This is a genomic window from Enterocloster sp. 210928-DFI.2.20, from assembly GCF_020554465.1.
Lineage (GTDB): Bacteria > Bacillota > Clostridia > Lachnospirales > Lachnospiraceae > Enterocloster > Enterocloster bolteae.
In genome coordinates this window covers 61,765-83,164 of sequence record NZ_JAJCHK010000018.1, presented here as the reverse complement: position 1 = coordinate 83,164, position 21,400 = coordinate 61,765, and the positions used below count along the sequence as shown (strand labels likewise).

At 50.4% G+C, this 21,400-nt stretch carries 17 protein-coding genes; 13 read left to right on the top strand and 4 right to left on the bottom strand.

Features of this window, described 5'->3' with window-relative positions; translation table 11 throughout:
- Nucleotides 1–145 precede the first annotated feature (145 nt).
- Genes LI015_RS16740 through LI015_RS16730 form a run of 3 tightly spaced genes read left to right on the top strand, consistent with a single transcriptional unit; the run spans nt 146 to nt 4,151 of the window.
- A complete protein-coding gene (locus tag LI015_RS16740) occupies nt 146–574 on the top strand; it encodes a MarR family winged helix-turn-helix transcriptional regulator (RefSeq protein WP_002571615.1) in 429 nt (142 codons plus the stop codon).
- Nucleotides 575–621: 47 nt separating this feature from the next.
- Nucleotides 622–2,352, top strand: a complete 1,731-nt coding sequence (locus tag LI015_RS16735) for an ABC transporter ATP-binding protein (protein WP_002571614.1) — start codon at nt 622–624, stop codon at nt 2,350–2,352.
- Nucleotides 2,349–4,151 (top strand): ABC transporter ATP-binding protein, encoded by a 1,803-nt coding sequence (locus LI015_RS16730; protein ID WP_227125725.1) that lies wholly within the window; start codon nt 2,349–2,351, stop codon nt 4,149–4,151. The genes LI015_RS16735 and LI015_RS16730 overlap by 4 nt, the downstream gene beginning before the upstream one ends.
- A gap of 110 nt (nt 4,152–4,261) precedes the next feature.
- On the opposite strand, the gene LI015_RS16725 is transcribed toward LI015_RS16730, so the two are convergent.
- From LI015_RS16725 to LI015_RS16715, 3 genes are all read right to left on the bottom strand, one after another.
- Nucleotides 4,262–5,086 carry an ABC transporter permease gene (locus tag LI015_RS16725; RefSeq protein WP_002565882.1) on the bottom strand — a complete coding sequence of 275 codons (825 nt, stop codon included), beginning with the start codon at nt 5,084–5,086 and terminating at the stop codon, nt 4,262–4,264.
- A complete protein-coding gene (locus tag LI015_RS16720; protein ID WP_227125723.1) occupies nt 5,079–5,846 on the bottom strand; it encodes an ABC transporter ATP-binding protein in 768 nt (255 codons plus the stop codon). The genes LI015_RS16725 and LI015_RS16720 overlap by 8 nt, the downstream gene beginning before the upstream one ends.
- A gap of 154 nt (nt 5,847–6,000) precedes the next feature.
- The gene (locus LI015_RS16715; protein WP_227125721.1) at nt 6,001–7,527 is read right to left on the bottom strand and encodes a polysaccharide deacetylase; all 1,527 of its coding nucleotides are present in this window, start codon (nt 7,525–7,527) and stop codon (nt 6,001–6,003) included.
- 155 nt (nt 7,528–7,682) lie between these two features.
- Here LI015_RS16715 and LI015_RS16710 point away from each other — a divergent pair, with 155 nt between their 5' ends.
- Complete coding sequence (locus tag LI015_RS16710) at nt 7,683–8,123, top strand: HIT family protein (RefSeq protein ID WP_002565885.1); 441 nt, start codon at nt 7,683–7,685, stop codon at nt 8,121–8,123.
- Nucleotides 8,124–8,282: 159 nt separating this feature from the next.
- Nucleotides 8,283–9,797: a D-alanyl-D-alanine carboxypeptidase family protein gene (locus tag LI015_RS16705; RefSeq protein ID WP_227125719.1), complete on the top strand. Its 1,515-nt coding sequence runs from the start codon at nt 8,283–8,285 to the stop codon at nt 9,795–9,797.
- 556 nt (nt 9,798–10,353) lie between these two features.
- Here LI015_RS16705 and LI015_RS16700 read toward each other — a convergent pair.
- Entirely contained in the window at nt 10,354–11,358 is a 1,005-nt protein-coding gene (locus LI015_RS16700; protein ID WP_002565887.1) for an ABC transporter substrate-binding protein, read from the bottom strand.
- A 187-nt stretch (nt 11,359–11,545) separates the two neighbouring features.
- Between LI015_RS16700 and LI015_RS16695 the strand changes: the two genes are divergently transcribed.
- From LI015_RS16695 to LI015_RS16660, 8 genes are all read left to right on the top strand, one after another.
- The gene (locus LI015_RS16695) at nt 11,546–12,133 is read left to right on the top strand and encodes a class I SAM-dependent methyltransferase (protein ID WP_038294750.1); all 588 of its coding nucleotides are present in this window, start codon (nt 11,546–11,548) and stop codon (nt 12,131–12,133) included.
- Complete coding sequence (locus tag LI015_RS16690; protein WP_227125717.1) at nt 12,103–14,592, top strand: DEAD/DEAH box helicase family protein; 2,490 nt, start codon at nt 12,103–12,105, stop codon at nt 14,590–14,592. Before LI015_RS16695 ends, LI015_RS16690 begins: the two co-directional genes overlap by 31 nt.
- Nucleotides 14,593–14,848: 256 nt before the next feature.
- Nucleotides 14,849–15,652, top strand: a complete 804-nt coding sequence (locus LI015_RS16685; protein ID WP_319638727.1) for a DUF5058 family protein — start codon at nt 14,849–14,851, stop codon at nt 15,650–15,652.
- Between the two features lie 13 nt (nt 15,653–15,665).
- Entirely contained in the window at nt 15,666–16,355 is a 690-nt protein-coding gene (locus tag LI015_RS16680; protein WP_002565891.1) for a hypothetical protein, read from the top strand.
- Nucleotides 16,356–16,558: 203 nt separating this feature from the next.
- Nucleotides 16,559–17,665 (top strand): M20/M25/M40 family metallo-hydrolase, encoded by a 1,107-nt coding sequence (locus LI015_RS16675; protein ID WP_227125713.1) that lies wholly within the window; start codon nt 16,559–16,561, stop codon nt 17,663–17,665.
- A 24-nt stretch (nt 17,666–17,689) separates the two neighbouring features.
- Entirely contained in the window at nt 17,690–19,027 is a 1,338-nt protein-coding gene (locus LI015_RS16670) for an amidohydrolase (RefSeq protein ID WP_117626276.1), read from the top strand.
- Between the two features lie 49 nt (nt 19,028–19,076).
- Nucleotides 19,077–20,390, top strand: a complete 1,314-nt coding sequence (locus tag LI015_RS16665; protein WP_002565894.1) for a hypothetical protein — start codon at nt 19,077–19,079, stop codon at nt 20,388–20,390.
- A gap of 120 nt (nt 20,391–20,510) precedes the next feature.
- Nucleotides 20,511–21,320 (top strand): Cof-type HAD-IIB family hydrolase, encoded by an 810-nt coding sequence (locus tag LI015_RS16660; RefSeq protein WP_117626278.1) that lies wholly within the window; start codon nt 20,511–20,513, stop codon nt 21,318–21,320.
- Nucleotides 21,321–21,400: the final 80 nt, after the last annotated feature.

Sequence of the window (21,400 nt, the reverse complement as noted above, 5' to 3'; positions counted from 1 at the left end):
AAGTCCCGTCAATTTATTGAATTTTTATATTTATTTAATAAAAATGCTCTTTATTTTTAACGGCTGTAATGATATCCTATAATAGTTTATATGTAAACTATCTGGGGAAGTACAAAAATTAAGAGAATCGGGAGGAAGGTTCCTTATGGCGTTTATTAATTTTAAGGACCAGTGGTTTCAGGAGCTTCGCAAGGTGAACTGGCTAGTCCGGGAATGTGTGGAGGAAAAGTGCAGGCCCTTCGGCATTACCCCGGAACAGGGAAGGGTGCTCAACCATCTCTTTCTGGCGGACGGACAGGTAAACCTGACTCAGCTGAGCAGGAGTCTCCATGTTACAAAAGGAAACTGCTCCATGTTCTGCCGGCGTCTGGAACGGGCTGGTCATATTACAATGGTAAAGAATGACAAAGACGCCCGTTTTATAAATGTGGCCCTTACGGAAAAAGGGCGGTCGTTGGTGCAGGGCATGATAGAGCAGATGGGCAGTCATTCTGAGAAGGATACTATGAGCAAAGAAGATTTGGAGACTATTTTAAAAGGGTTAAAATGTCTGGAAAAGTATTTGCAGAGCTGAACAGCTTTTCCGGATGTTTTTATTTTGCAAGAACAAGGAGGCACAACATGAAAAAAATATTTGCGGAGCTGAACGCGTTCCGGCCGGAACTTCTATGCGTGCTGGTCAGTGTGGCGGCCGGAGTAGGAGCCACGCTGGGGCTTCCCACCTATCTGTCAGATATTATCAACAGGGGAATCGCGGATAAGGATATGAATTACATTCTTCACACCGGCGTTATTATGCTGGGAATCGCTATTCTGGGAATGGTATGTAATATTACCACAGGCTTTTTTGCCTCCAGAATCGCGTTGGGTTTAGGACGGAATGTGAGGAGCAGGATTTTTACAAAGGTGGAATATTTCTCCCAGGCCGAGATCGACACATTTTCAACCGCGTCTTTGATTACGCGCACCAACAACGACATTACCCAGGTACAGAATTTCATGGTCATGTTTCTGCGCGTTATTCTGACAGCGCCTATCATGTGCGTGGTGGGCATCATGCTGGCTTACAGCAAAAATCCGAAAATGTCAAGCATACTTGTGGTGTCCATGCCGGTGATGGTGCTGATTATCAGCCTGATTGGCAGGAGAGCCATGCCGCTTTCCAGAAAGATGCAGACAAGAATTGACCGAATCAACCTGATTATGCGGGAAAAGCTTTCCGGCATCCGGGTTATCCGGGCATTTGGGACAGAGGATTACGAAGAAAAGCGGTTTGACGGCGCCAACAAGGACCTGATGAACAATGCCATGAAAATGATGCATGCCATGTCGCTGTTGGGACCGTCCCTGATACTGATATTAAACCTGACCGTGGTGGGGCTTCTCTGGCGCGCGGGCCAGGGAATCGGCACGGAGCCTGTGATGCCGGGAGATATCCTGGCAATCATCCAGTATGTCATGCAGATCATGATGTCTGTCACCATGCTTTCCATGATTTTCGTCATGTATCCCAGATGTGCTGCTTCAGCGGACCGTATATGTGAGGTGCTGGATACTGAAAATTCCATCGGGGATCCGGCGGTTCCCAAGCTGTCAGACGGGCAGAGGGGATATCTCACCTTCCGCGATGTAAGCTTCTATTTTCCGGGGGCAAAAGAGCCCGCTGTCAGCCATGTCAGCTTTGAGGCTAAGCCGGGAGAGACCACGGCTATCATCGGAAGTACAGGAAGCGGAAAGACGGCGCTGGTGGGATTGATTCCCCGCTTTTATGATGTCCAGGAGGGCGAGGTCCTGGTGGACGGAGTCAATGTAAAGGATTATGACAGGAGGACCCTGCGCCGGAAAATCGGTTATGTGCCCCAGAAAGCCCTGCTGTTTAAGGGCACCATCATGGAAAATATCCGTTTTGGGGATGATTCGGCCAGCGATGAGCGGGTGAAGGAAGCGGCCGCCATTGCACAATCCACGGATTTCATCGAAGATAAACCGGACGGATTTGACTCATCCATTTCCCAGGGCGGAAGCAATGTCTCAGGCGGTCAGAGGCAGCGCCTGGCAATTGCCAGGGCCATTGTCAGGAAGCCGGAGATATATGTGTTTGACGACAGTTTTTCCGCCCTGGATTTCAAAACGGATTCCGCTCTGCGCCAGGCATTGTCCAAAGAGACGGGGAATGCCACTGTGGTAATCGTAGCACAGCGTGTCAGCACTATCATGAATGCGGACCGGATTATAGTGATGGATGAAGGGAAGGTCATGGGAATTGGTACCCACAGGGAGCTTTTAAATACCTGCGGCACCTACCAGGAAATCGTCCGGAGCCAGTTGTCAGAGGAGGAGATGAGTGCATGAAGCAAATGAATGTGAGGGCAGCAGATAAGAAAATCAATACCAAGGGCACCATGGGCCGTCTGTTCCGTTTTATGAAACCATACCGAATCAGAATCATTCTCATGGTGGCCTGCCTTGTGATGGGAGCCGTGTTTACCACCCAGGGGCCATATACCCTTGGCAGGGCCATGGATGCGCTGGTGGCCGTGGCCGTGGACAGCGCCGGGGTCCTCCAGGGATTTAGAACGTTCATCACTGTTCTGATACAATTGGGCTGTGTGTATGTACTGGCCTTTCTGTTCAACTATTCCGGCCAGTACATTGTGGCAGGAGTGGCGGAGCGCACAATGCATGATCTGCGCATGGCAGTAGACAAGAAAATCCGCCGTCTGCCTCTGGCCTATTTTGACAGCAATACATTCGGAGATGTGCTGAGCCGCGTCACCAATGATGTGGACACCATAGATACCTCCCTTCAGCAGAGCATCAGCCAGGTTATCACAGCCGTCTGTACCATGGTATTTATATTCGTAATGATGCTGGTGGTCAGCCCGGTGCTGACACTGATCGGCATTTGTGTTATCCCGGTTTGCGGCCTGGTGAGCATGAAGGTGGTAAAACATTCCCAGCGGTATTTCCAGGGGCAGCAGTCCGCGCTGGGGGATCTTACCGGGTATGTGGAGGAGATGTACAACGGACAGAACGTGATTGCCGCCTTCGGAAAGGAGGAGGACGTCATCGGGAATTTTGAGGACATAAACAACCGTCTCTACAACAATGGCTGGAGAGCGCAGTTTTCTTCCAGCATCATCATGCCCTTAACACAGGCACTGACCAACATCGGTTATGTGGGGGTGGCGGTTGTCAGCGGATGGCTCTGCATCAACGGCAGGCTGAGCATCGGTATGATACAGTCCTTTATCCAGTATCTGCGCCAGTTCTCCCAGCCCATCAACCAGGTATCCAACATTGCCAACATCATGCAGGCCACCATGGCTGCGGCCCAAAGGGTATTTGAGTTCCTGGATGCCGAGGAGGAGGTGCCGGAAGCAGAGAAGCCGCAATTCCCCGAAAGCCGGGAAGGAAATGTGGATTTCAGCCATGTGCGGTTCGGTTACACAGAGGATCGGACCCTGATTCATGATTTGGACCTGCATGTACACGCAGGCGACAAGATTGCCATTGTGGGACCCACCGGAGCTGGAAAGACAACGCTGGTCAATCTGATTCTGCGTTTTTACGATGTAAACGGAGGGAGCATTACCATTGACGGCGTGGATGTGCGGGATATGAAACGGGAGGCCCTGCGCTCCATGATAGGCATGGTGCTGCAGGATACATGGCTGTTCGCAGGTACCATAAAAGAGAACATCCGCTACGGAAGGCTGGATGCCACTGACCAGGAGGTGACAGACGCTGCCAGGGCAGCCCACGCCAATGGATTCATCATGTCTATGCCGGGAGGCTACGACATGGAGCTTCATGAGGGGGCTTCCAATATCGCCCAGGGCCAGCGCCAGCTCCTGACCATTGCCAGGGCCTTCCTGTCAGACCCGGAAATCCTGATTCTGGACGAGGCAACCTCATCCGTGGATACAAGAACCGAGGTGGCAATCCAGAAGGCCATGAATAAACTGATGGAGGGCCGGACCAGCTTTGTCATCGCCCACCGCTTATCCACGATAAAGGATGCGGAACTGATTGTGTACATGGAACATGGGGATATCAAGGAAGTGGGAAACCACAGGGAGCTTTTGGCAAAGGGCGGTTACTATGCAGCCCTGTATAACAGCCAGTTTGCAGCAGAGAACGCTGGATAGGCTGTTTGGAACAAAGGATAGTGTGCCTGTGATAAAATCAGGATATAAGGGACAGGAGGGTTTGTCATTCCTCCTGTCCCTTATATTGTCAGGCCAGAGACAGTTTTAACTCACTGTCTCTTTTTAATCTTCAGCTCCGCATAGGCGATAATCTGGTACAGCACCCCTGACACAATGCAGAGGATCACAATGGAGGTCACCACCATGGTCATGGCAAAGGTCTGGGAGCCATAGGTGATCAGATATCCCAGGCCTGCTTTTGCGCTCAGGAATTCGCCTATAATCACACCCACCAGACACAGCCCGATGTTTACTTTCATATTGCTGATGACCAGGGGCAGGGAACCGGGCAGCAGAACCTTTAAGAGCACATCCTTCCTTCCGCCTCCCAGGGAATAAATCAACTTGATTTGCTCCGTATCCATCTGGGAAAATCCGGTGTATAAGGTTAGAATGGATCCAAATACAGCCACGGACACGGCAGCCACCACAATGGTCCGCATGTTATTGCCCAGCCAAACAATCAAAAGGGGGGCCAGGGCGGATTTAGGGAGGCTGTTTAACAGGACAAGAAAGGGCTCCAGCACCTGGGCCACGCTTTTGCTGGACCACAGAAGCAGGGCGCATGCCAGGCCGAAGATGGTGCAAACGGCAAAGCTGATAAGGGTTTCCATAAGGGTGACCCCTGTGTGGAGGAACAGGCTTCCGTCCTTTGCCATGGAAACCAGGCATTTGGCAATCATCACAGGGGAGCTGAAAATAAAGCTGTCAATCCAGTGCATGTCGGCCGCCAGCTCCCACAGAGCCAGGAGAAGGACCAGCAGCATGACGCGGCATATGGTCACCTGGCGGTGGCGCCGTATTTCACGGGCCACATATTCCTGCTGGGCCACGGACATATTGCAGGCTGATACAGGCTGTTTATCTCTATTCATAAGTCTTCAGCTCCTTCCATACCATATTAAAGTAAGTGGAAAATTCCGGGCAGTTCCTGCGGTCCAGGGAGCGGGTGCAATTTTCCGGAAAATCAATGGACAGGATTTTTTTGACCCGGCCGGGACGGGGAGACAGAACCAGAATGCGGTCAGCCACACTGATGGCCTCAGACAGGTCATGGGTTACCAGTATGGCGGTCTTGTGTGTCTGGCGTATGATGGAGCTGATGTCGTCGCACACAGACAGCCGGGTCTGGTAATCCAGGGCTGAAAATGGTTCGTCCAGGAGAAGAAGGTCCGGCTTAAGGGCCAGGGTCCGTATAAGGGCCGCTCTCTGGCGCATACCGCCGGACAGCTCCGAAGGTTTGGCATATTCAAAGCCTGCCAGACCGTAGGCTGCCATCATTTCCAGCAGTTCCTGCCTGGCAGGTTCGTCCAACCGCTTTTGAATTTCAAGGCCAAGGGATATATTGGAGAAAATATTTCTCCATTCAAATAAATGATCCTTCTGCAGCATGTATCCAATGGCAGAAGGAGATTTGGTCAGGGGGACGCCGTCTATGGTGATGGTGCCGCCCTCAGGCTTTGTCAGTCCGCACAGCATGGACAGAAGGGTGGACTTGCCGCATCCGGAAGGTCCCACGATAGCCAGGAATTCCCCGGGTGACACATCAAATGATATATGGTCAAGGGCCAGCGTCTCACCATCTAACGAATGGTAGGAATAGCTGACCCCGTTTACTTCCAGTTTGGGAATCATGAAGAAGCTCCTTTCAATTAGAAATCAATTCCTTGATTTATTATATGTAGACAACGGGAAACCGTTCGCCCGGAGCAGGAAAAAGAAAACAGGCCCCTGCCGCATGATAGCGGCAGGAAGCCTGCATGATAACAATATGAGCGTGCCCCCCTCCCTACTTCTGGTAACTCCAGCTTACTGGCGTGGGTCTGGCCGAATCAAATACCTGGGCTGCGTCAAACAGATCAGTCAGTCGTTTCTTGGACGGATCTGTCTGGATGAGGTCCTCATACAGCCGGTAGCCGTCCAGGTTCCTTCTGGCCATGCGGAAGTAGTTTGTTCCCATCTGCGTCCAGTAGGGCTTGCTGGCATCCACATTGCAGAAATAGCGGAATCCCTTGGATTCCAGATAGGCAAAGCGGGGATTGTCCTGATGGTAGGGGCGCCAGTCTGCAATGTCGTTGCCGTAAGGATAAAGGATGATATCAGTGGGCCCGATGAGGGATTCCACCTCAGCCTCCCATTTGTCCGTATCAGCCCGGAACCGTTCCTCGTCAATGGCAAATCCGGCCTCCGGATCATCCGCCACCCCCAGGTGGAGATGGCCCCAGCTGTGGGATGCCAGCTCCCAGCCGTTATCCTTCAGACACTGGGCCACTCTGGCTGCCTGCTCACGGTCAGCCTCATAGGTGGGGCTGTCCTGGTAAGAGGAGGCGGTTCTGTACCCCAGTATGCCTTCATAGCCGGTAAACGCGATAATGGCCCTTGCCCCTTTGTAGGAAAAGTCAGGGTGTTCCTGTATAAAATCCTCCAAAAGCGGAATCAAATCATAGGAACCCGTGGAGGTGGTACCGTCGTCCATGACCATCTCACAGGTGGGCTTTCCGTCCTCGCCAATCACGACCCGTTTGGCAAACCCGTCCCCGTCCATGTAGGGATAGTAGCAGACATCGTCCTGGGACATGACAAAAGGCTTCTTTCCCTCCGGGAGCATGACGCTTCCCTTTACAAAACGCACGTTTCCATTTTCATCAGGTTCCTCATAGGCCACATCGTGGATGCGGACCAGCACATAGCCCTTCTGGTACATATCCTCCAGTATCTTAAGAAATTCGTCCTTGGTGGTCATGACTGAATTATAGTTGGCGCTGTCCGAGTCCCCGTCAAAAGCCTTGGAGGTATCCATGATAAGGGAGTGGAAAAAAATGTGGGTGACAGCGTTCATATCGGCTGGAACCAGGGCGGCCTTCTGTGATTCATACCGTGCCAGCGCCTCCTTCATGCGGGAGTCCTTAAGGTCCAGGCCGCTGGAGTTGATAAGCTCTGCCGCCTTATCATAATCATACCCCATGGCGATACGGTCAGCCTGGGCTATGAGCCGGGAAATGTCGTCCTGGGGAACTTCGGCAAAAGGCTGGTTTGATGAGTCGCCGCCGGAAGCGGGGCCGGAACCGCTGTCGGGATAGCGGTCGGAATTGCTGCCCCCGTCCGGATTAGGGGAGCCGTTCCCTGATGAGGCTATGACCTGGACCGTTCCGTCCGGCTGTTTCGCTAAAACAAACCGGTAGAGGGCGAAAATGCCGCCCCCTACCAGTACAGTGATTGCTAATAATAAAATAAATGTAGGAAGATGCCGTGACATCCGTGCAAGCTTCTGCCTGCGCCTGCGGGACTGCCGGCGTCTGAAATCTGCTCTGCTCATAAAATTTCTCCTGTAACTGGTACTTGCCTACCTATTATAGCATAGATTCCATGAAGTGGGTACTATGAAAGAAAAAACAAATATTGGAATTGAAATTCAACTTGTTCCGTGGTATGTTTAAGTTGGTATGAATAAACATAAAGGAGAACAGGAACATGGAAGATATGGTAAAGGATCCTAATTGCGCATATTGTATGCAGGGCGAACTGGTGGCTAAGTTCGGTTATCCTGTGTGTGAGATGAAGACAGGCTTTCTCTATGTATTTAAGGAGCAGAGCAAGAAGGGAAGGGTTGTTCTGGCGCATAGGAAGCATGTCAGCGAGCTCATTGACCTGACCGACGAGGAGAGGAATGATTTCTTTGCAGAGGTAGCCCAGGTGGCCCGCGCCGTACATAAGGTATTCCAGCCGGACAAGGTAAACTACGGCGCTTACGGCGATACAGGACATCACCTGCATTTCCACATTGTCCCCAAATATAAAGGCGGTGAAGAATGGGGCGGCACCTTTGAGATGAACAGCGGAAGGACCATGCTCACAGACGCTGAGTACGAGAAGATGGCAGAGGACTTAAGACAGGCCCTGAAGGAAGTATAAATATAATAAGGTAAGAAGATAAAGGGGTATATGCAGCAGGAGCCGGGAGACAATCACGGCCTGCTGCATTTTTTTGCGGTAAAAATCAAGGCTTTGCGGGCATAAGCTGTCTGTCCACTCCCATACAATTAGTAGCAGATGATTTTATTGGAGGAAAATATGAGACGGATTGCAGCGATATTATGCTCGGCGGCAATACTGGCCTCCTATCCCGGGATTGCCGCCCTGGGCCAGGAACCGGCAATCGCCATCCCCGTGGGAGCGGGGGTATCAGGGAGCAGCCTCTATGGACAGGAAGATGGATGGACAGGGGAGGATGTACAGGCGGCGGAAAGTGCGCAGACGGTAGATGTGCAGACGGCGGGAGATGCGCGGGCCGCGGGAGATGTTCGGGCGTCGGGGGACGCGCAGGCGGTAGATGTGCAGACGGCGGGAGACGCGCGGGCCGCAGGAGATGTTCGGGTGTCGGGAAACGCGCAGGCGGTAGATGTGCAGACGGCGGGGGACGCGCGGGCCGCGGGAGATGTTCAGACGGCGGGAGATGCCCAGGCAGCGCCTGCGGACCAGAGTCAGGCAGCTGTCCAGATAGCCGCTCCATCGGCCATTCTCATGGAAGCATCTACCGGACAGGTAATCTATGAAAAGGATGCAGATGAAAAGCGAAGCCCGGCCAGTGTTACCAAGGTTATGACGCTGATATTGATTTTTGATGCCCTTCAGTCCGGAAAGATCCAGCTGACGGACGAGGTAGTTACCAGCGCCCACGCCAAATCCATGGGAGGTTCCCAGGTGTTCCTGGAGGAAGGCGAGAAACAGACCGTGGAAACCTTGATTAAATGCATTGTCATTGCATCCGGCAATGACGCGTCTGTGGCCATGGCGGAGTACATAGCAGGCAGCGAGGATGAGTTTGTACGGATGATGAATGAAAGGGCAGCCGGCCTTGGCATGTCCAACACCCATTTCGTGGATTGCTGCGGACTTACGGAATCCCCGGACCATTACACTACGGCCAGGGACATCGCCATCATGAGCCGCGAGCTGATTAATAAATATCCTCAGATACATAATTATTCCACCATATGGATGGAGAATATAACGCATGTCACAAAGCAGGGAACCAAGGAATTCGGCCTGTCCAATACAAATAAGCTGCTCAAGATGGCAACTAATTTTACGGTCACAGGCCTTAAGACAGGTTCCACCTCCATTGCAAAATACTGCCTGTCTGCCACAGCGGAAAAGGACGGGGTGCGCCTGATTGCCGCCATCATGGCTGCGCCGGATTTTAAGGCCAGGTTTGCAGACGCCCAGACCCTTCTCAACTATGGATATGCAAACTGCAAGCTCTATGAAGACAAGGAACATCTGCCGCTTCCCCAGATGCCGGTTACCGGCGGCGTGGAGGATGAGGTAGGGCTTACCTATGAGGGAACATTTTCCTATCTGAGCCTTAAAGGGGAGGATTTGGGAGCTATTGAGAAAAAGCTGGTGCTTTTGGAATCCGTACCCGCTCCGGTGGAACCGGGGCAGAAGGCAGGTGTGCTGGAGTACTCCCTGGGAGGCAAAAAACTGGGAGAGGTTAATGTGCTGACCAACGGGAGCATACGGGAGGCAGGTTATATGGATTATCTGAAGAAGCTTGTGGGGGCCTGGAAGCTGAACCGGCAGTAGCTAATAGCTTTATGTGCAGAGGATTATTTGCAGGGGCTGATATTCAGGGTAATGAAATAAGGGGTATTAATTTCGCTGTCATCCTGATGGATGGCAGCCTTTTTAACGGGGATTAAAATGCCGCAAATGTTTTTGTTAACTGTTTCTATGTGCCCCTATCAACTTCTATATATTCCATCGCATTCTATGACCTTCGGCAAAATATATGAGGCTCTGTGGAGTAACGGATTGGGGATATGGGGATGGATGAGAAGCTTGTATTTTGGGCAGCGTAATGGTTGATTGGCGTGGAGCGCTTTTGCTGGCAAAACATGGTGAGTAAAGAAGCAGAAAACAGATATAAACTAAATCAATGACAGAAAAGGTAAAAAGCAGCGAAAAATAAAAGACAGCAAGGAAAATGACAACAAAACCAGCTAAAGGGCATAACTTTGTTAGCTGGTTTTGTTGTCGGGCTTGTTGTCTGCCGTATTGTCGATTGATTGCTTTTATTTGTTTGGCCTGCTGTTTGTTCTACTGTTTGTTCTGCTGTCTGTTCTGCTGTCTGTTTTGCCGTCTATTTTGCCGCCTGCTCAGAAAATTGTGTGGTCACAAGGTCTTCATAGGGAACACGTGCCGACAGTTCGCCTGCCTCTTCCAGAATGTTTTCCAGAAGCTCAAAGCTTTCTTTTTCAAATACGGTGTCATCCTTCCATGTATCCTGGTCCTTATAACGGCCTACGATAACCGCGAGTTTATCCACCGGTGTTTCTTTAAACTGGGGCTGTATGGTTTTGGCTATTTCTTCGGCTGAATGGGAGTTTACGTAGTCCATGCCTTTTTGAATTGCATTGGTAAACTTCTGAATGATTTCCGGGTTCTGTTCCACGTAACTCTTCCTGGCACAGTAAGCAGTGTAAGGTACATATCCGGATTCTGTTCCAAGAGAAGCCACCACATATCCGCTTCCTTCGCTCTCCAGAGTGGTTGCAAAAGGCTCAAATTCCACGGTATAGTCCGCATCATCGCTGGTAAATGCAGCTGCGGTCAGCCCGAAGTTAATGCTCTGGTCAATAGAAAGGTCTGTTTTGGGGTCCATACCGTGTTTCTTTAAGATATACTCAAAGACCATCTGAGGCATGCCTCCTGCGCGTCCGCCGAGAACCTTCTTGCCTTTCAGGCTTTCCCACTTAAAATTATCCTCAGGCTGGCGTCCCACCAGGAAGTTGCCTGCACGCTGGGTCAGCTGGGCGAAGTTCACCGCATAGTCCTGGGAACCTTCCTGGTATACGTAGATGCTGGCCTCGGAGCCCATGAAGCCAATCTGGGCGTCACCGGAGATAAGGGCGGTCATAACCTTATCAGCACCGGCACCGTTGACAAGGGTCAGGTCGATGCCTTCGTCCTCAAAGTAGCCCAGTTCGATGGCTGCGTATTGGGGGGCGTAGAAGATGGAATGGGCTACCTCGTTGAGGACCAGCGGGGTGTTGCCTGAGGATGAACTGCCGGATGATTTTGAACAGCCGGTTAGGGCAGCGGCGCCCATAGCTGCTGCCAGAAGAATGCTAATTGCTTTTTTCATCAATATGCTCCTTATATGATTTGGTATAGTATAGTCTATTAGGGCTGGAGGGAATCGGTGAATAAAACATTGGGAACTGAGAAATTAGTTTTAATTGCCTGTGATGTCAAAAAATGATATGATTGACAGTAGTCATGTAAATAGAGGACAGCGGCCGGATTATTTAGGAAAGGATGCATTTGTATTCATGAATGATTCATTACAATATTACAACCAACATGCAAAAGAATTTTCTGACAGCACAAGGGATGTGGAGTTTAAGGAGATGCAGGAGCGTTTCCTGGCGTATCTGAAGCCGGGAGCCAGAATCCTGGATTTCGGATGCGGCTCCGGCAGAGATACGAAGTATTTCCTGGACAGGGGATTTGAGGCGGATGCCGCAGATGGTTCGGAAGAACTGGTCAGGATAGCTTCTGGATATACAGGAATTGAAGTGAGGCTGATGTATTTTCAGGATTTAGATGAAAAGGAAGCCTATGATGGAATCTGGGCATGTTCTTCCATCCTGCATCTGGCTTATAGAGAACTGGAGGATGTGTTTATCAAAATGGCCCGTGCTTTGACATCACATGGAATACTGTATACATCCTTCAAGTATGGTACCGCTGAGGGTGAGCGCAATGGCCGTTATTTTACGGATATGACGGAAGAAAAGATGGATAAGCTGTTAAAAGATGTAAATTCGTTTGACATATTGGAGATGTGGGTAACGAGTGATGTCCGTCCGGGGAGAGCAGAAGAAAAATGGCTGAACATGATATTGAGGAAAAAATAGAATCGCTGAGGCAGATTCAAATGGAAATCGGGCCCTGTGAGGTCATTACCGGGGGAAGGGATAAAAAAAGATTTCTGTTATACCAGCTGGAGCTCAGCATGCTAAAGGCTGAGCGGATTGATATGATTGTGTCGTTTCTCATGGAGTCCGGAGTGCGTATGATTCTGGATGATTTGGAGCAGGCGCTGAATCGCGGAGTAAAAATCAGAATCCTGACCGGAAATTATCTGGGAATTACACAGCCGGGGGCATTGTGTCTGATAAAGGAACGGTTGGGGGACCGGGTGGACCTCCGGTTTTACAACGAAAAGGGACGGTCGTTTCACCCTAAAGCCTACATATTCCGAAGAAAGGATTTTGGGGAAATATACATTGGTTCATCCAATGTATCACGCAGCGCCCTTACATCCGGTATAGAATGGAACTATCATTTTGATGAAAGGCGGGACAGCCGGAATTTTCATCAGTTTTGCGGCACTTTTGAGGATCTGTTTTATAACCACTCCATCGTCATAAATGATGAGGTTCTGAAACAATATTCCAAAGAATGGAAAAGACCGGCGGTTATCCGGGATATGGAACGGTATGACAGCCTTGACGACGAGACGGACGGGGAAGTGGTATTTCAGCCAAGAGGAGCACAGATAGAAGCTCTGTACGCGCTGAAAAACAGCCGATTGGAAGGATCGGAGAAGGCATTGATCTGCGCCGCCACAGGTATTGGAAAAACATATCTGGCTGCGTTTGATTCTCAGCCTTATGAAAGAGTCCTGTTTGTGGCCCACCGGGAAGAAATACTGAAGCAGGCAGCAGAAAGCTTCAGGAATGTGAGACATTCCGATGATTATGGCTTTTTTTATGGTAAAGAGAAAACAAGGGATAAATCCGTGATTTTCGCTTCTGTTTCCAGTTTGGGTAAAACAGATTATCTCAATGAATCATACTTTGCCAGGGATTATTTTGATTATATTGTTATTGACGAATTCCATCATGCTGTTACAGACCAGTATAAAAAAATCATGGAATATTTTAAGCCCCGGTTCCTGTTAGGGCTGACAGCCACACCGGAAAGAATGGATGGAAGAAATATATACGCGCTATGCGATTATAACGTACCTTATGAGATTGGCCTGAAAGATGCCATTAACAAAGGTATGCTGGTACCATTTCATTATTATGGAATTCTGGACGAGACAGTGGACTATTCCAAGATTCGCATTGTAAAAGGAAAATACGATGAGGAAGAACTGACAAAGGAATTCATAAAGGGCAGGCAGTACGAACTGATTTATAAATACTATATGAAATACCGCTCAAAAAGGGCGTTGGGATTTTGCTGTTCACGCACACATGCGGAGCAGATGGCAAAGGAATTCTGCCGTCGCAATATTCCGGCGGCAGCTGTATACAGCGATTCAGACGGCGAGTATGCTGTTGAGAGAAGTGAAGCGATAGAGAAGCTTAAGCGTGGTGAGTTAAAGGTTATTTTTTCTGTGGATATGTTCAATGAAGGGTTAGATATCAGCGAAATTGATATGGTTATGTTTTTGAGACCCACAGAATCCCCGGTGGTATTTCTCCAGCAGCTTGGGCGGGGGCTGCGTAAAAGCAGGGATAAGGAATACCTGAATGTACTGGATTTTATCGGTAATTATGAAAAAGCAGGCTCGGCACCGTTCTTTTTAAGCGGAAGAAGTTATTCAAGTACGGAAGCCGGAAGAATGCAGCAACAGGATTTTGAGTATCCGGATGACTGTCTGGTTGATTTCGACCTGCGTCTGATTGATTTATTCCATGAAATGGCAAAGAAGAGGGCGAAAAAGGAAGAGCGGATCCGCAGTGAATACTTCCGTATTAAGGAGATGCTGGGCGGCAGAGTGCCGGCCCGTATGGATTTGTTTACCTACATGGAGGAAGAAATACTCCAGATATGTAATGGTTTGCAGAACAGTCCGTTTAAACATTATCTGAGGTATTTGAATAGCCTGGGTGAGCTGGGAGACAGAAACCGTGCCATATTTAATAGTATTGGCAATGATTTTCTGGAGATGCTGGAGACCACGCAAATGACCAAGTCCTATAAGATGCCGGTCCTTTTGGCATTTTATAACAATGGCAATGTCAAAACTCAGATTGATGAGGATGATATATACCGGGGCCATAAGGAGTTTTATTATACGGCAAATAACTGGAAGGATTTAGCGAAAGATAAGAGTACAAGTGACTTCCGTACATGGGATAAGAAACGCTGTACCAGAGAAGCCTTAAAAAACCCGGTCCGCTTTTTGCTGCAGTCCGGAAAAGGTTTTTTTGTGCGTAAAGAGGGCTATGTACTGGCTCTGAATCCGCAGTTATATGAGGCGGTGGAAATGGACGGGTTTTCCCAACAGATGAAGGATGTGATTGACTACCGGACCATGGATTATTACCGGAAGCGGTATGAAGGGAAAACAGAATAAGCATTAGACAGATGAATCGGTTGATGTAAAGCGCCGGTATTATTACTGCAATATTCCTTTGCGGTAACAATACCGGCGCTTTTACACTGTTCCTTCCCGCCCGTGCAGATAGCTGCCCGCAGCCAACTCCCGCCCCGTCCTTTAAGATATTCTGCACTACCTATGCCAAATCCCATTCCATCATCCAAACAAATATTCAACAAAAACCCTTGACAATACCGATGAAATGTAGTAAATATAAATATAAGGACATGTTATGGACATGACCGAAACTAGAAAATCCAAAAGACTGCAGCTTTTGGAAAGGGGAATAACCAAGGAGGTCAGAATGAACGAAAGTGTTAATTATTTGGATTATGCCAACAGCCCTCTGATGTGGGCAGCAGCGGCTTTGGCAGTAGCGGTGGTAGTATTTCAGTCAATTCTGTTTATGAAAAGGTCTATAAAGGCAGCCAGCGAGTCGGCCCTTACCACGGACCAGGTACATAAGGCAATCAAGAGCAGCGTGATATCATCCATTGGCCCATCCGTAGTAATACTGGTCACCATGATATCCCTGCTGGTTACCATGGGTGCGCCGGTGGCGTGGATGCGTCTGTCATTTATCGGTTCTGTCAACTATGAGGCCATGGCGGCCGGATTCGGCGCTCAGGCCATGGGAAAGACACTTCAGACCATGGATACCATGGCATTTGCCTGCGGCGTGTGGACCATGGTATGCGGCTCCCTGGGCTGGCTGATTTTTACCTTCCTGTTCTGCGATAAGATGGACAAGGTTAACCACTTAATGTCAAAGGGCAATGCCAAGATGGTTCCCATCATTTCCGCAGGCGCCATGCTGGGTGCGTTTGCCAACCTGGCTTCCGGCAACTTCTTTACGGCAGAGGGTTCCCTTACCTTCACCAACGCACCGGCAATCGCTACCATAGCTGGCTGTGTTATCATGATGGTACTGGTGAAGCTGTCAAGGGCCAGGGATATCGCTTGGCTCAGGGAGTGGGCATTTGCAATTGCCATGTTCAGCGGCATGTTCATCGGATATGCTGTCAGCGCAATCTAAGGAGGGTTAGAAGATGAAAAACGATTATTATTCTGGTACATATATCCCCGGAATCGTGAAATGGGGAAAGATTACACTGCTGCTGGGCATTTTCGCAGGATTCCTTCCTGCTCTTGTGATGGCCTTCCGGGGCTACATGCCTCCGGTGTCCGCCATTATCGCCGGCACTCTGATGCAGATCAGCGTAAGCGGAGCATTTTACATTGTTGAGCCCATTTCCTATTTCCCGATTCTGGGCATTCCGGGTACCTACCTGACCTTCCTTTCAGGCAATACCTCCAACATGCGTGTGCCGTGTTCTTCCGTGGCCCAGGAGGCGGCCGGAGTGGAGATGGGTACAGAGGAAGGATCCATTATTTCCACCATCGGTATTGCCACATCCATTCTCGTCAATGTGGTAATTCTTACCGTGGGAGCTGTTGCGGGAAGCGTTATCCTGAACATTCTTCCTGCACCTGTGAAGGAGGCGCTTAATTTCCTGCTTCCCGCGCTTTTCGGCGCTGTATTTGGACAGTTTGCCGCAACACGTCCCAAACTGGGCGTGGTGGCTGCCATCATCGCCATCGGAATGAACTGGCTCATGAAGCTGGGCTTCTTAAGCTTCATACCGGGCAACCCATCCTATGTGGTTATTCTGGTAGCTGTATTTGGCTCCATCTACGCCGGCAAGCTTCTTTACAAGAAAGAGCTTCAGGTTGACTGATAAGCAGGGACTGACAGGCAGAAACTGACAGACAGAAACTGAAAGGCATAAACTGAAAGGCATAAACTGATAGACAGAGAATAATAGGCAGAGACAGATAAGAAAAAGAGATAGACAAGAAAAAGGGATAGGATACTTTGCACAAGCGCCCGGGACATGGGCGCTAAGTGCATATGAAGGCTTATATAATGAGGAGGATAACTATGCTGTCACGCGAACGGATGCAGGAACGTTTTTTGGAATTGGTTCAGATTTACAGTCCTTCCGGCGGGGAGATGGAGCAGTGCCGGTGGCTTATGAACTATTTTAAGGAGAGAGGAATAGAGGCTTCCATAGATGAAGCCGGGAAAGCATATGGAGGAAACGGCGGAAATATTATCGCTCATGTCAAGGGCGAGCCATGTAATCCTCCCTTCTGCTTTGTGGCCCATCTGGACCAGATTGAGCCGTGTAAGGATGTGAGGCCGGTGGTGGATGGCCATATCATCCGCACGGACGGCACCACCACCCTGGGAGGCGATGATAAGGGGGCTGTGGCCTCCATACTGGAAATCGTGGAGGATATTGTGGAGACCAACAGGCCACACAAGGAGTTTTATATCATGTTTACCGTTTCTGAGGAGACAAGCATGCAGGGGACCAAACACATGGACCCGTCCCGCCTGCCGTGCAAGAACATGGTCATAGCAGACGCAACAGGCCCGGCAGGAATCATTGCCTATAAGGCCCCGGCCATGGAGGCCATAAGGTGCACGGTGAAAGGCCGTAAGGCCCATGCGGGTATTGAACCTGAGAAGGGAATCAATGCTGTCGTGGCAGCGTCCAGGGCAATCAGCCGGATGCATATTGGGCGGATTGACCAGGAGACCACATCCAATATCGGGCGGATCGAGGGAGGGGCAGCCACCAATATCGTGACCGATGAGGTGACATTTACCGCCGAGATACGTTCCCACAGCATGGATAAGCTGAGGGATGAAGTGGCTCACATGGAGGAATGCCTGAAGGCAGCCTGCCTGGAGATGGGGGCCACCTATGAAATGGAACATGAACTGGCATATCCTTCCCTGGAGGTAAGTCTTGACAGTGATTTGTACCGCATGACAGCCCAGGCCATGGAGAAGGAGGGAATCGAACCCAGGCCCATGGTTATCGGCGGCGGCAGCGACGGCAATATATTGGCCGGATACGGCTGCAGCAGCCTTATATTAAGCGTTGGCATGATGGACGTACATACTGTGCAGGAAGCATTGGATATGGATGAACTGTGGAAGGCCACCAGGGTCATGAGCCGGATGACAGAACTGTAAGTATAGATGACAAGGAATGATGATATGGACAAAGAAGAACTGAAACAGAGATGCCTTAATGTGATTGAGGAACACCGGGACGAAATCATTGCCCTGGGAAAGGAAGCTTATAAAACGCCGGAGCTGGGCTTTAAGGAGTTCAGGACGGGAAAACTTATGGAGGAAGCTTTTTGCAAGCTTGGGCTGGAGCCGGAGACAGGTGTATCCTATACAGGCTGCCGTGTGTCCTCCGGTCCCAAGGGAAACGGGCCCAGGGTGGCGGTGATGGGAGAGCTGGACTGCATCATGTGCGACTCCCACCCGGATGCAGCTGAGGGCGGAATGGTTCATGCCTGCGGGCATAATGTGCAGCTGGCAAACATGTACGGGGCAGCAATAGGTATCCTTACGTCAGGCGTCATGGAGCACCTGGGGGGCGCCGCTGACTTTATAGCCATACCAGCAGAGGAATGTGTGGATTATGAGTACAGAAACCGCCTCATGAGTCAGGGAACCATCCACTATCTGGGAGGAAAACAGGAGCTTATGTACCGCGGTGGCCTGGACGATACGGATATGGTTCTTCAGTGCCATATGATGGAGATGGAGCCGGGAAAATGCTGTATCCTGGACACTAAGGGCAATGGATTCATCAGTAAGACCGTGCATTTCCTGGGAAAGGCGGCTCACGCCGGGTTTGCCCCGGAACAGGGAATCAATGCCCTGAACATGGCGGAGCTGGCCATGAACAATATTCATGCACTGAGGGAAACCTTCAGAGACGAGGACAAGGTGCGGGTAAGCATTGTAATCAAGGAGGGCGGAGGCCTGGTAAATGTGGTGCCGGAGCGCGTTACCATGGAAATCATGGTCCGTGCCTTTACCATTGACGCCATGGAGGATGCCTCCCATAAGGTGAACCGGAGCATGAAGGCAGCTGCCATGGCGTTGGGGGGCAAGGTGGAGATTCACGACTGTATCGGCTATCTGCCTCTGAACACGGAACGTCAGATTGCACGATTGTACCGTGACAACATGATGGCTTACGAACATGCCGGGGAAGATGCGTTTGTGGAGGACTGGGAGACAGCCGGCTCCACGGACCTGGGGGACATTTCCCAGATCATGCCCTGTATGCATATCTGGGCAGGTGGCATAAAGGGCGGTCTACACACGGAGAATTACCGGATGGACGACCCGTACACCGCCTACATTGTGCCAGCCAAGATGATGGCCCTTACCATCATTGATCTGCTGTGGGATGAGGGCGCTAAAGGAAAGGAAATCATAAGGGATTTCCGGCCCGCACTGACAAAGGAAGAATATCTAAATCTCTTAAAAGACCATCAGGTGGTTGATTTATACGATGCTTCTGATTTATAATCGGTATAAGGCGCGCTGTGCGCAAAGAATCGGGAGGTTGACAGTATAAATGATAGTGGGAGTAGTGGGGCCAAGGGAATCCTGCGTAATCATCAGGAAAGCAATACAGCAGATTGACCAGAGTCATGAGGTGCGTTTATATACAAGAGAGCTGGTAAGGGAGGCCGTGGATGTCATTGATACCTGCGAGCAGGAGTGCGACGGCGTGATATTTACCGGAAGCGGTATCTGCGACTATGTGCTGGGGCATCACCAGATGCAGAAACCTTACACATACATCAGACGGTCCGCCAGCAGTATTGCGGAAGTATTTCTGAAAATGGTCAGGGAAGGGCGGGAAATCGACACCTTCAGTATTGACGTGGTGGAGAAGCAGATTATTGAGGATATCCTGGATGCCTTTCACATACAGCCCAGGAATATATATACCTGCCCGCTGCTTGCAGGCGTGGCGGAGGAAGAGTATGTTGCATGGCATATGGAGCTGCTGGAGAAGAAGATGACCGATGTGGCGGTCACTGCTTATGTGGCAGTCTATCATATGATAGAAGAAAAGGGCGGCAGGGTTTTTTATCTGGAACCCAAACGCTCCCAGGTCAGGGATGCCCTGGCCGATCTGGAAAAGGGCTGGGCCCTGGCCCAGGCAGAGTATTCGCAGATTGCGGTGGAATTGATACAGATGTCCAACTTCCCGGAGAAGGAGGACCAGTATTACAGTGCCATGGCAAGCAAGGCTGAATTTGAAGTGGAACTGATACGCTACGTAAGGGGAATCCAGGGATCTGTATTCCCCTTTGGGCGTGATGAATACGTGATTTACGCCAACTCCGGGGTGGTGAAGGGAAAAAAGAACCACAAGGACCTGAGGATTCTTCAGAGGGAGGGAAAGAACCTGGGATTGGTGGTAAATGCAGGCCTGGGCATGGGCCTGACGGCTTACCAGGCAGAGATGCATGCCAGGAAAGCCCTGGAATATTCTCTTGGCAAGGGGGAGGGAGGGATCTTCCAGATTGATGAGGAAGAGAAGATCCAGGGCCCCCTGGGCCTGGAGCAGCAGCTTCAGTACAGCATGATATCCTTTGACCCCAAAATACAGACGATTTCCGAAAAGACCGGACTCAGTATGGAATCCATTTTGAAAATTCAGGCTATTGCGGATGTGAGGAAGAGCTATGTGTTTGACGCTTCGGAGCTGGCGGAATGTCTGGGCATCACGGTCAGGAGCGCCAGGCGTATTCTCAGTAAGATTCAGGCAGCCGGACTGGGGACGGTCTGTGCCAGGGAAAGCGCTGCCAAGGGCGGCCGTCCCAGGGCTTTGGTGGAGCTGAATTTCGGTCTCCGGGATAAGACTCATAAGGATTAGCTGATAAGGATGAATACCTGTTCCGGTTGTCACTGCGCTGTATTTCTGATAAAATGGTTCCATGGAAACGCATAAGCAGATAAGCGGAAATAAAGAATCGGATACAGGAGAGAAAAGGCGATGGACTACAAGATTATCGTACTGGATTTGGACGGTACACTGACCAACCGTGACAAAATCATCACACCCAGGACAAAAGAGGCCCTGATGAATGCCCAGGAAGCGGGAAACGTGGTGGTGCTGGCATCCGGGCGGCCCACGGCCGGCGTGGAGCCGTTGGCAAGGGAGCTGGAGCTGTCACGTTTCGGCAGCTATATCCTGTCCTATAACGGCGGAATGATCACAAACTGCAAGACAGGTGAAACCGTGTTTTCTTCACTGCTGCCCAGGGAGTCCAATCAGAAGATTATCGGGCTGGCAGAGGAGCACAGGGTAGATATCCTTACTTATGAGGGTGAGGAAATTATTACTAACAATGTGGAATGCCCCTATGCCATTGCCGAGTCCAACATCAACCACCTGCCCCTGCGTCAGGTGGAAGACATGAAGTCCTATGTGGATTTTAAAGTACCCAAGTTCCTGATGCTGGATGACGGCGATTACCTGGTGACTGTGGAGCCTAAGGTAAAGGCTGCCATGGGCCGCGATTTCAGCGTGTACCGTTCCGAGCCGTATTTCCTGGAAATCATGCCAAAGGGAATTGATAAGGCCCGGTCGCTGGCCCGTCTGCTGGAAGTGCTGGGGCTTGACCGGGAGCAGATGATAGCCTGCGGCGACGGTTACAATGACCTGACTATGATTAAGTATGCCGGTCTGGGCGTGGCTATGGAAAATGCTGTTCTCCCGGTGAGGCAGGCCGCTGATTATATCACCGCATCCAATAATCACGACGGCGTGGGACTTGTGGTTGAGAAGTTCATGCTGCCCTGAAAGGGACAGGGAAAATAGCAGAAAACATACCTGGAAAAAGTGCGGAGAAAGCGCCGGAAAAAATGCCCTTATAAAATCTC

Bases quoted from the DNA above. Each gene is read 5' to 3' on its own strand.
- LI015_RS16715 (WP_227125721.1), bottom strand. From the start codon at position 7,527: ATGAGCAGAGCAGATTTCAGACGCCGGCAGTCCCGCAGGCGCAGGCAG.
- LI015_RS16700 (WP_002565887.1), bottom strand. From the start codon at position 11,358: ATGAAAAAAGCAATTAGCATTCTTCTGGCAGCAGCTATGGGCGCCGCT.
- LI015_RS16720 (WP_227125723.1), bottom strand. From the start codon at position 5,846: ATGATTCCCAAACTGGAAGTAAACGGGGTCAGCTATTCCTACCATTCG.
- LI015_RS16665 (WP_002565894.1), top strand. From the start codon at position 19,077: ATGATAGTGGGAGTAGTGGGGCCAAGGGAATCCTGCGTAATCATCAGG.
- LI015_RS16710 (WP_002565885.1), top strand. From the start codon at position 7,683: ATGGAAGATATGGTAAAGGATCCTAATTGCGCATATTGTATGCAGGGC.
- LI015_RS16685 (WP_319638727.1), top strand. From the start codon at position 14,849: ATGGACATGACCGAAACTAGAAAATCCAAAAGACTGCAGCTTTTGGAA.
- LI015_RS16695 (WP_038294750.1), top strand. From the start codon at position 11,546: ATGAATGATTCATTACAATATTACAACCAACATGCAAAAGAATTTTCT.
- LI015_RS16675 (WP_227125713.1), top strand. From the start codon at position 16,559: ATGCTGTCACGCGAACGGATGCAGGAACGTTTTTTGGAATTGGTTCAG.
- LI015_RS16670 (WP_117626276.1), top strand. From the start codon at position 17,690: ATGGACAAAGAAGAACTGAAACAGAGATGCCTTAATGTGATTGAGGAA.
- LI015_RS16705 (WP_227125719.1), top strand. From the start codon at position 8,283: ATGAGACGGATTGCAGCGATATTATGCTCGGCGGCAATACTGGCCTCC.
- LI015_RS16725 (WP_002565882.1), bottom strand. From the start codon at position 5,086: ATGAATAGAGATAAACAGCCTGTATCAGCCTGCAATATGTCCGTGGCC.
- LI015_RS16690 (WP_227125717.1), top strand. From the start codon at position 12,103: ATGGCTGAACATGATATTGAGGAAAAAATAGAATCGCTGAGGCAGATT.
- LI015_RS16740 (WP_002571615.1), top strand. From the start codon at position 146: ATGGCGTTTATTAATTTTAAGGACCAGTGGTTTCAGGAGCTTCGCAAG.
- LI015_RS16680 (WP_002565891.1), top strand. From the start codon at position 15,666: ATGAAAAACGATTATTATTCTGGTACATATATCCCCGGAATCGTGAAA.
- LI015_RS16735 (WP_002571614.1), top strand. From the start codon at position 622: ATGAAAAAAATATTTGCGGAGCTGAACGCGTTCCGGCCGGAACTTCTA.
- LI015_RS16660 (WP_117626278.1), top strand. From the start codon at position 20,511: ATGGACTACAAGATTATCGTACTGGATTTGGACGGTACACTGACCAAC.
- LI015_RS16730 (WP_227125725.1), top strand. From the start codon at position 2,349: ATGAAGCAAATGAATGTGAGGGCAGCAGATAAGAAAATCAATACCAAG.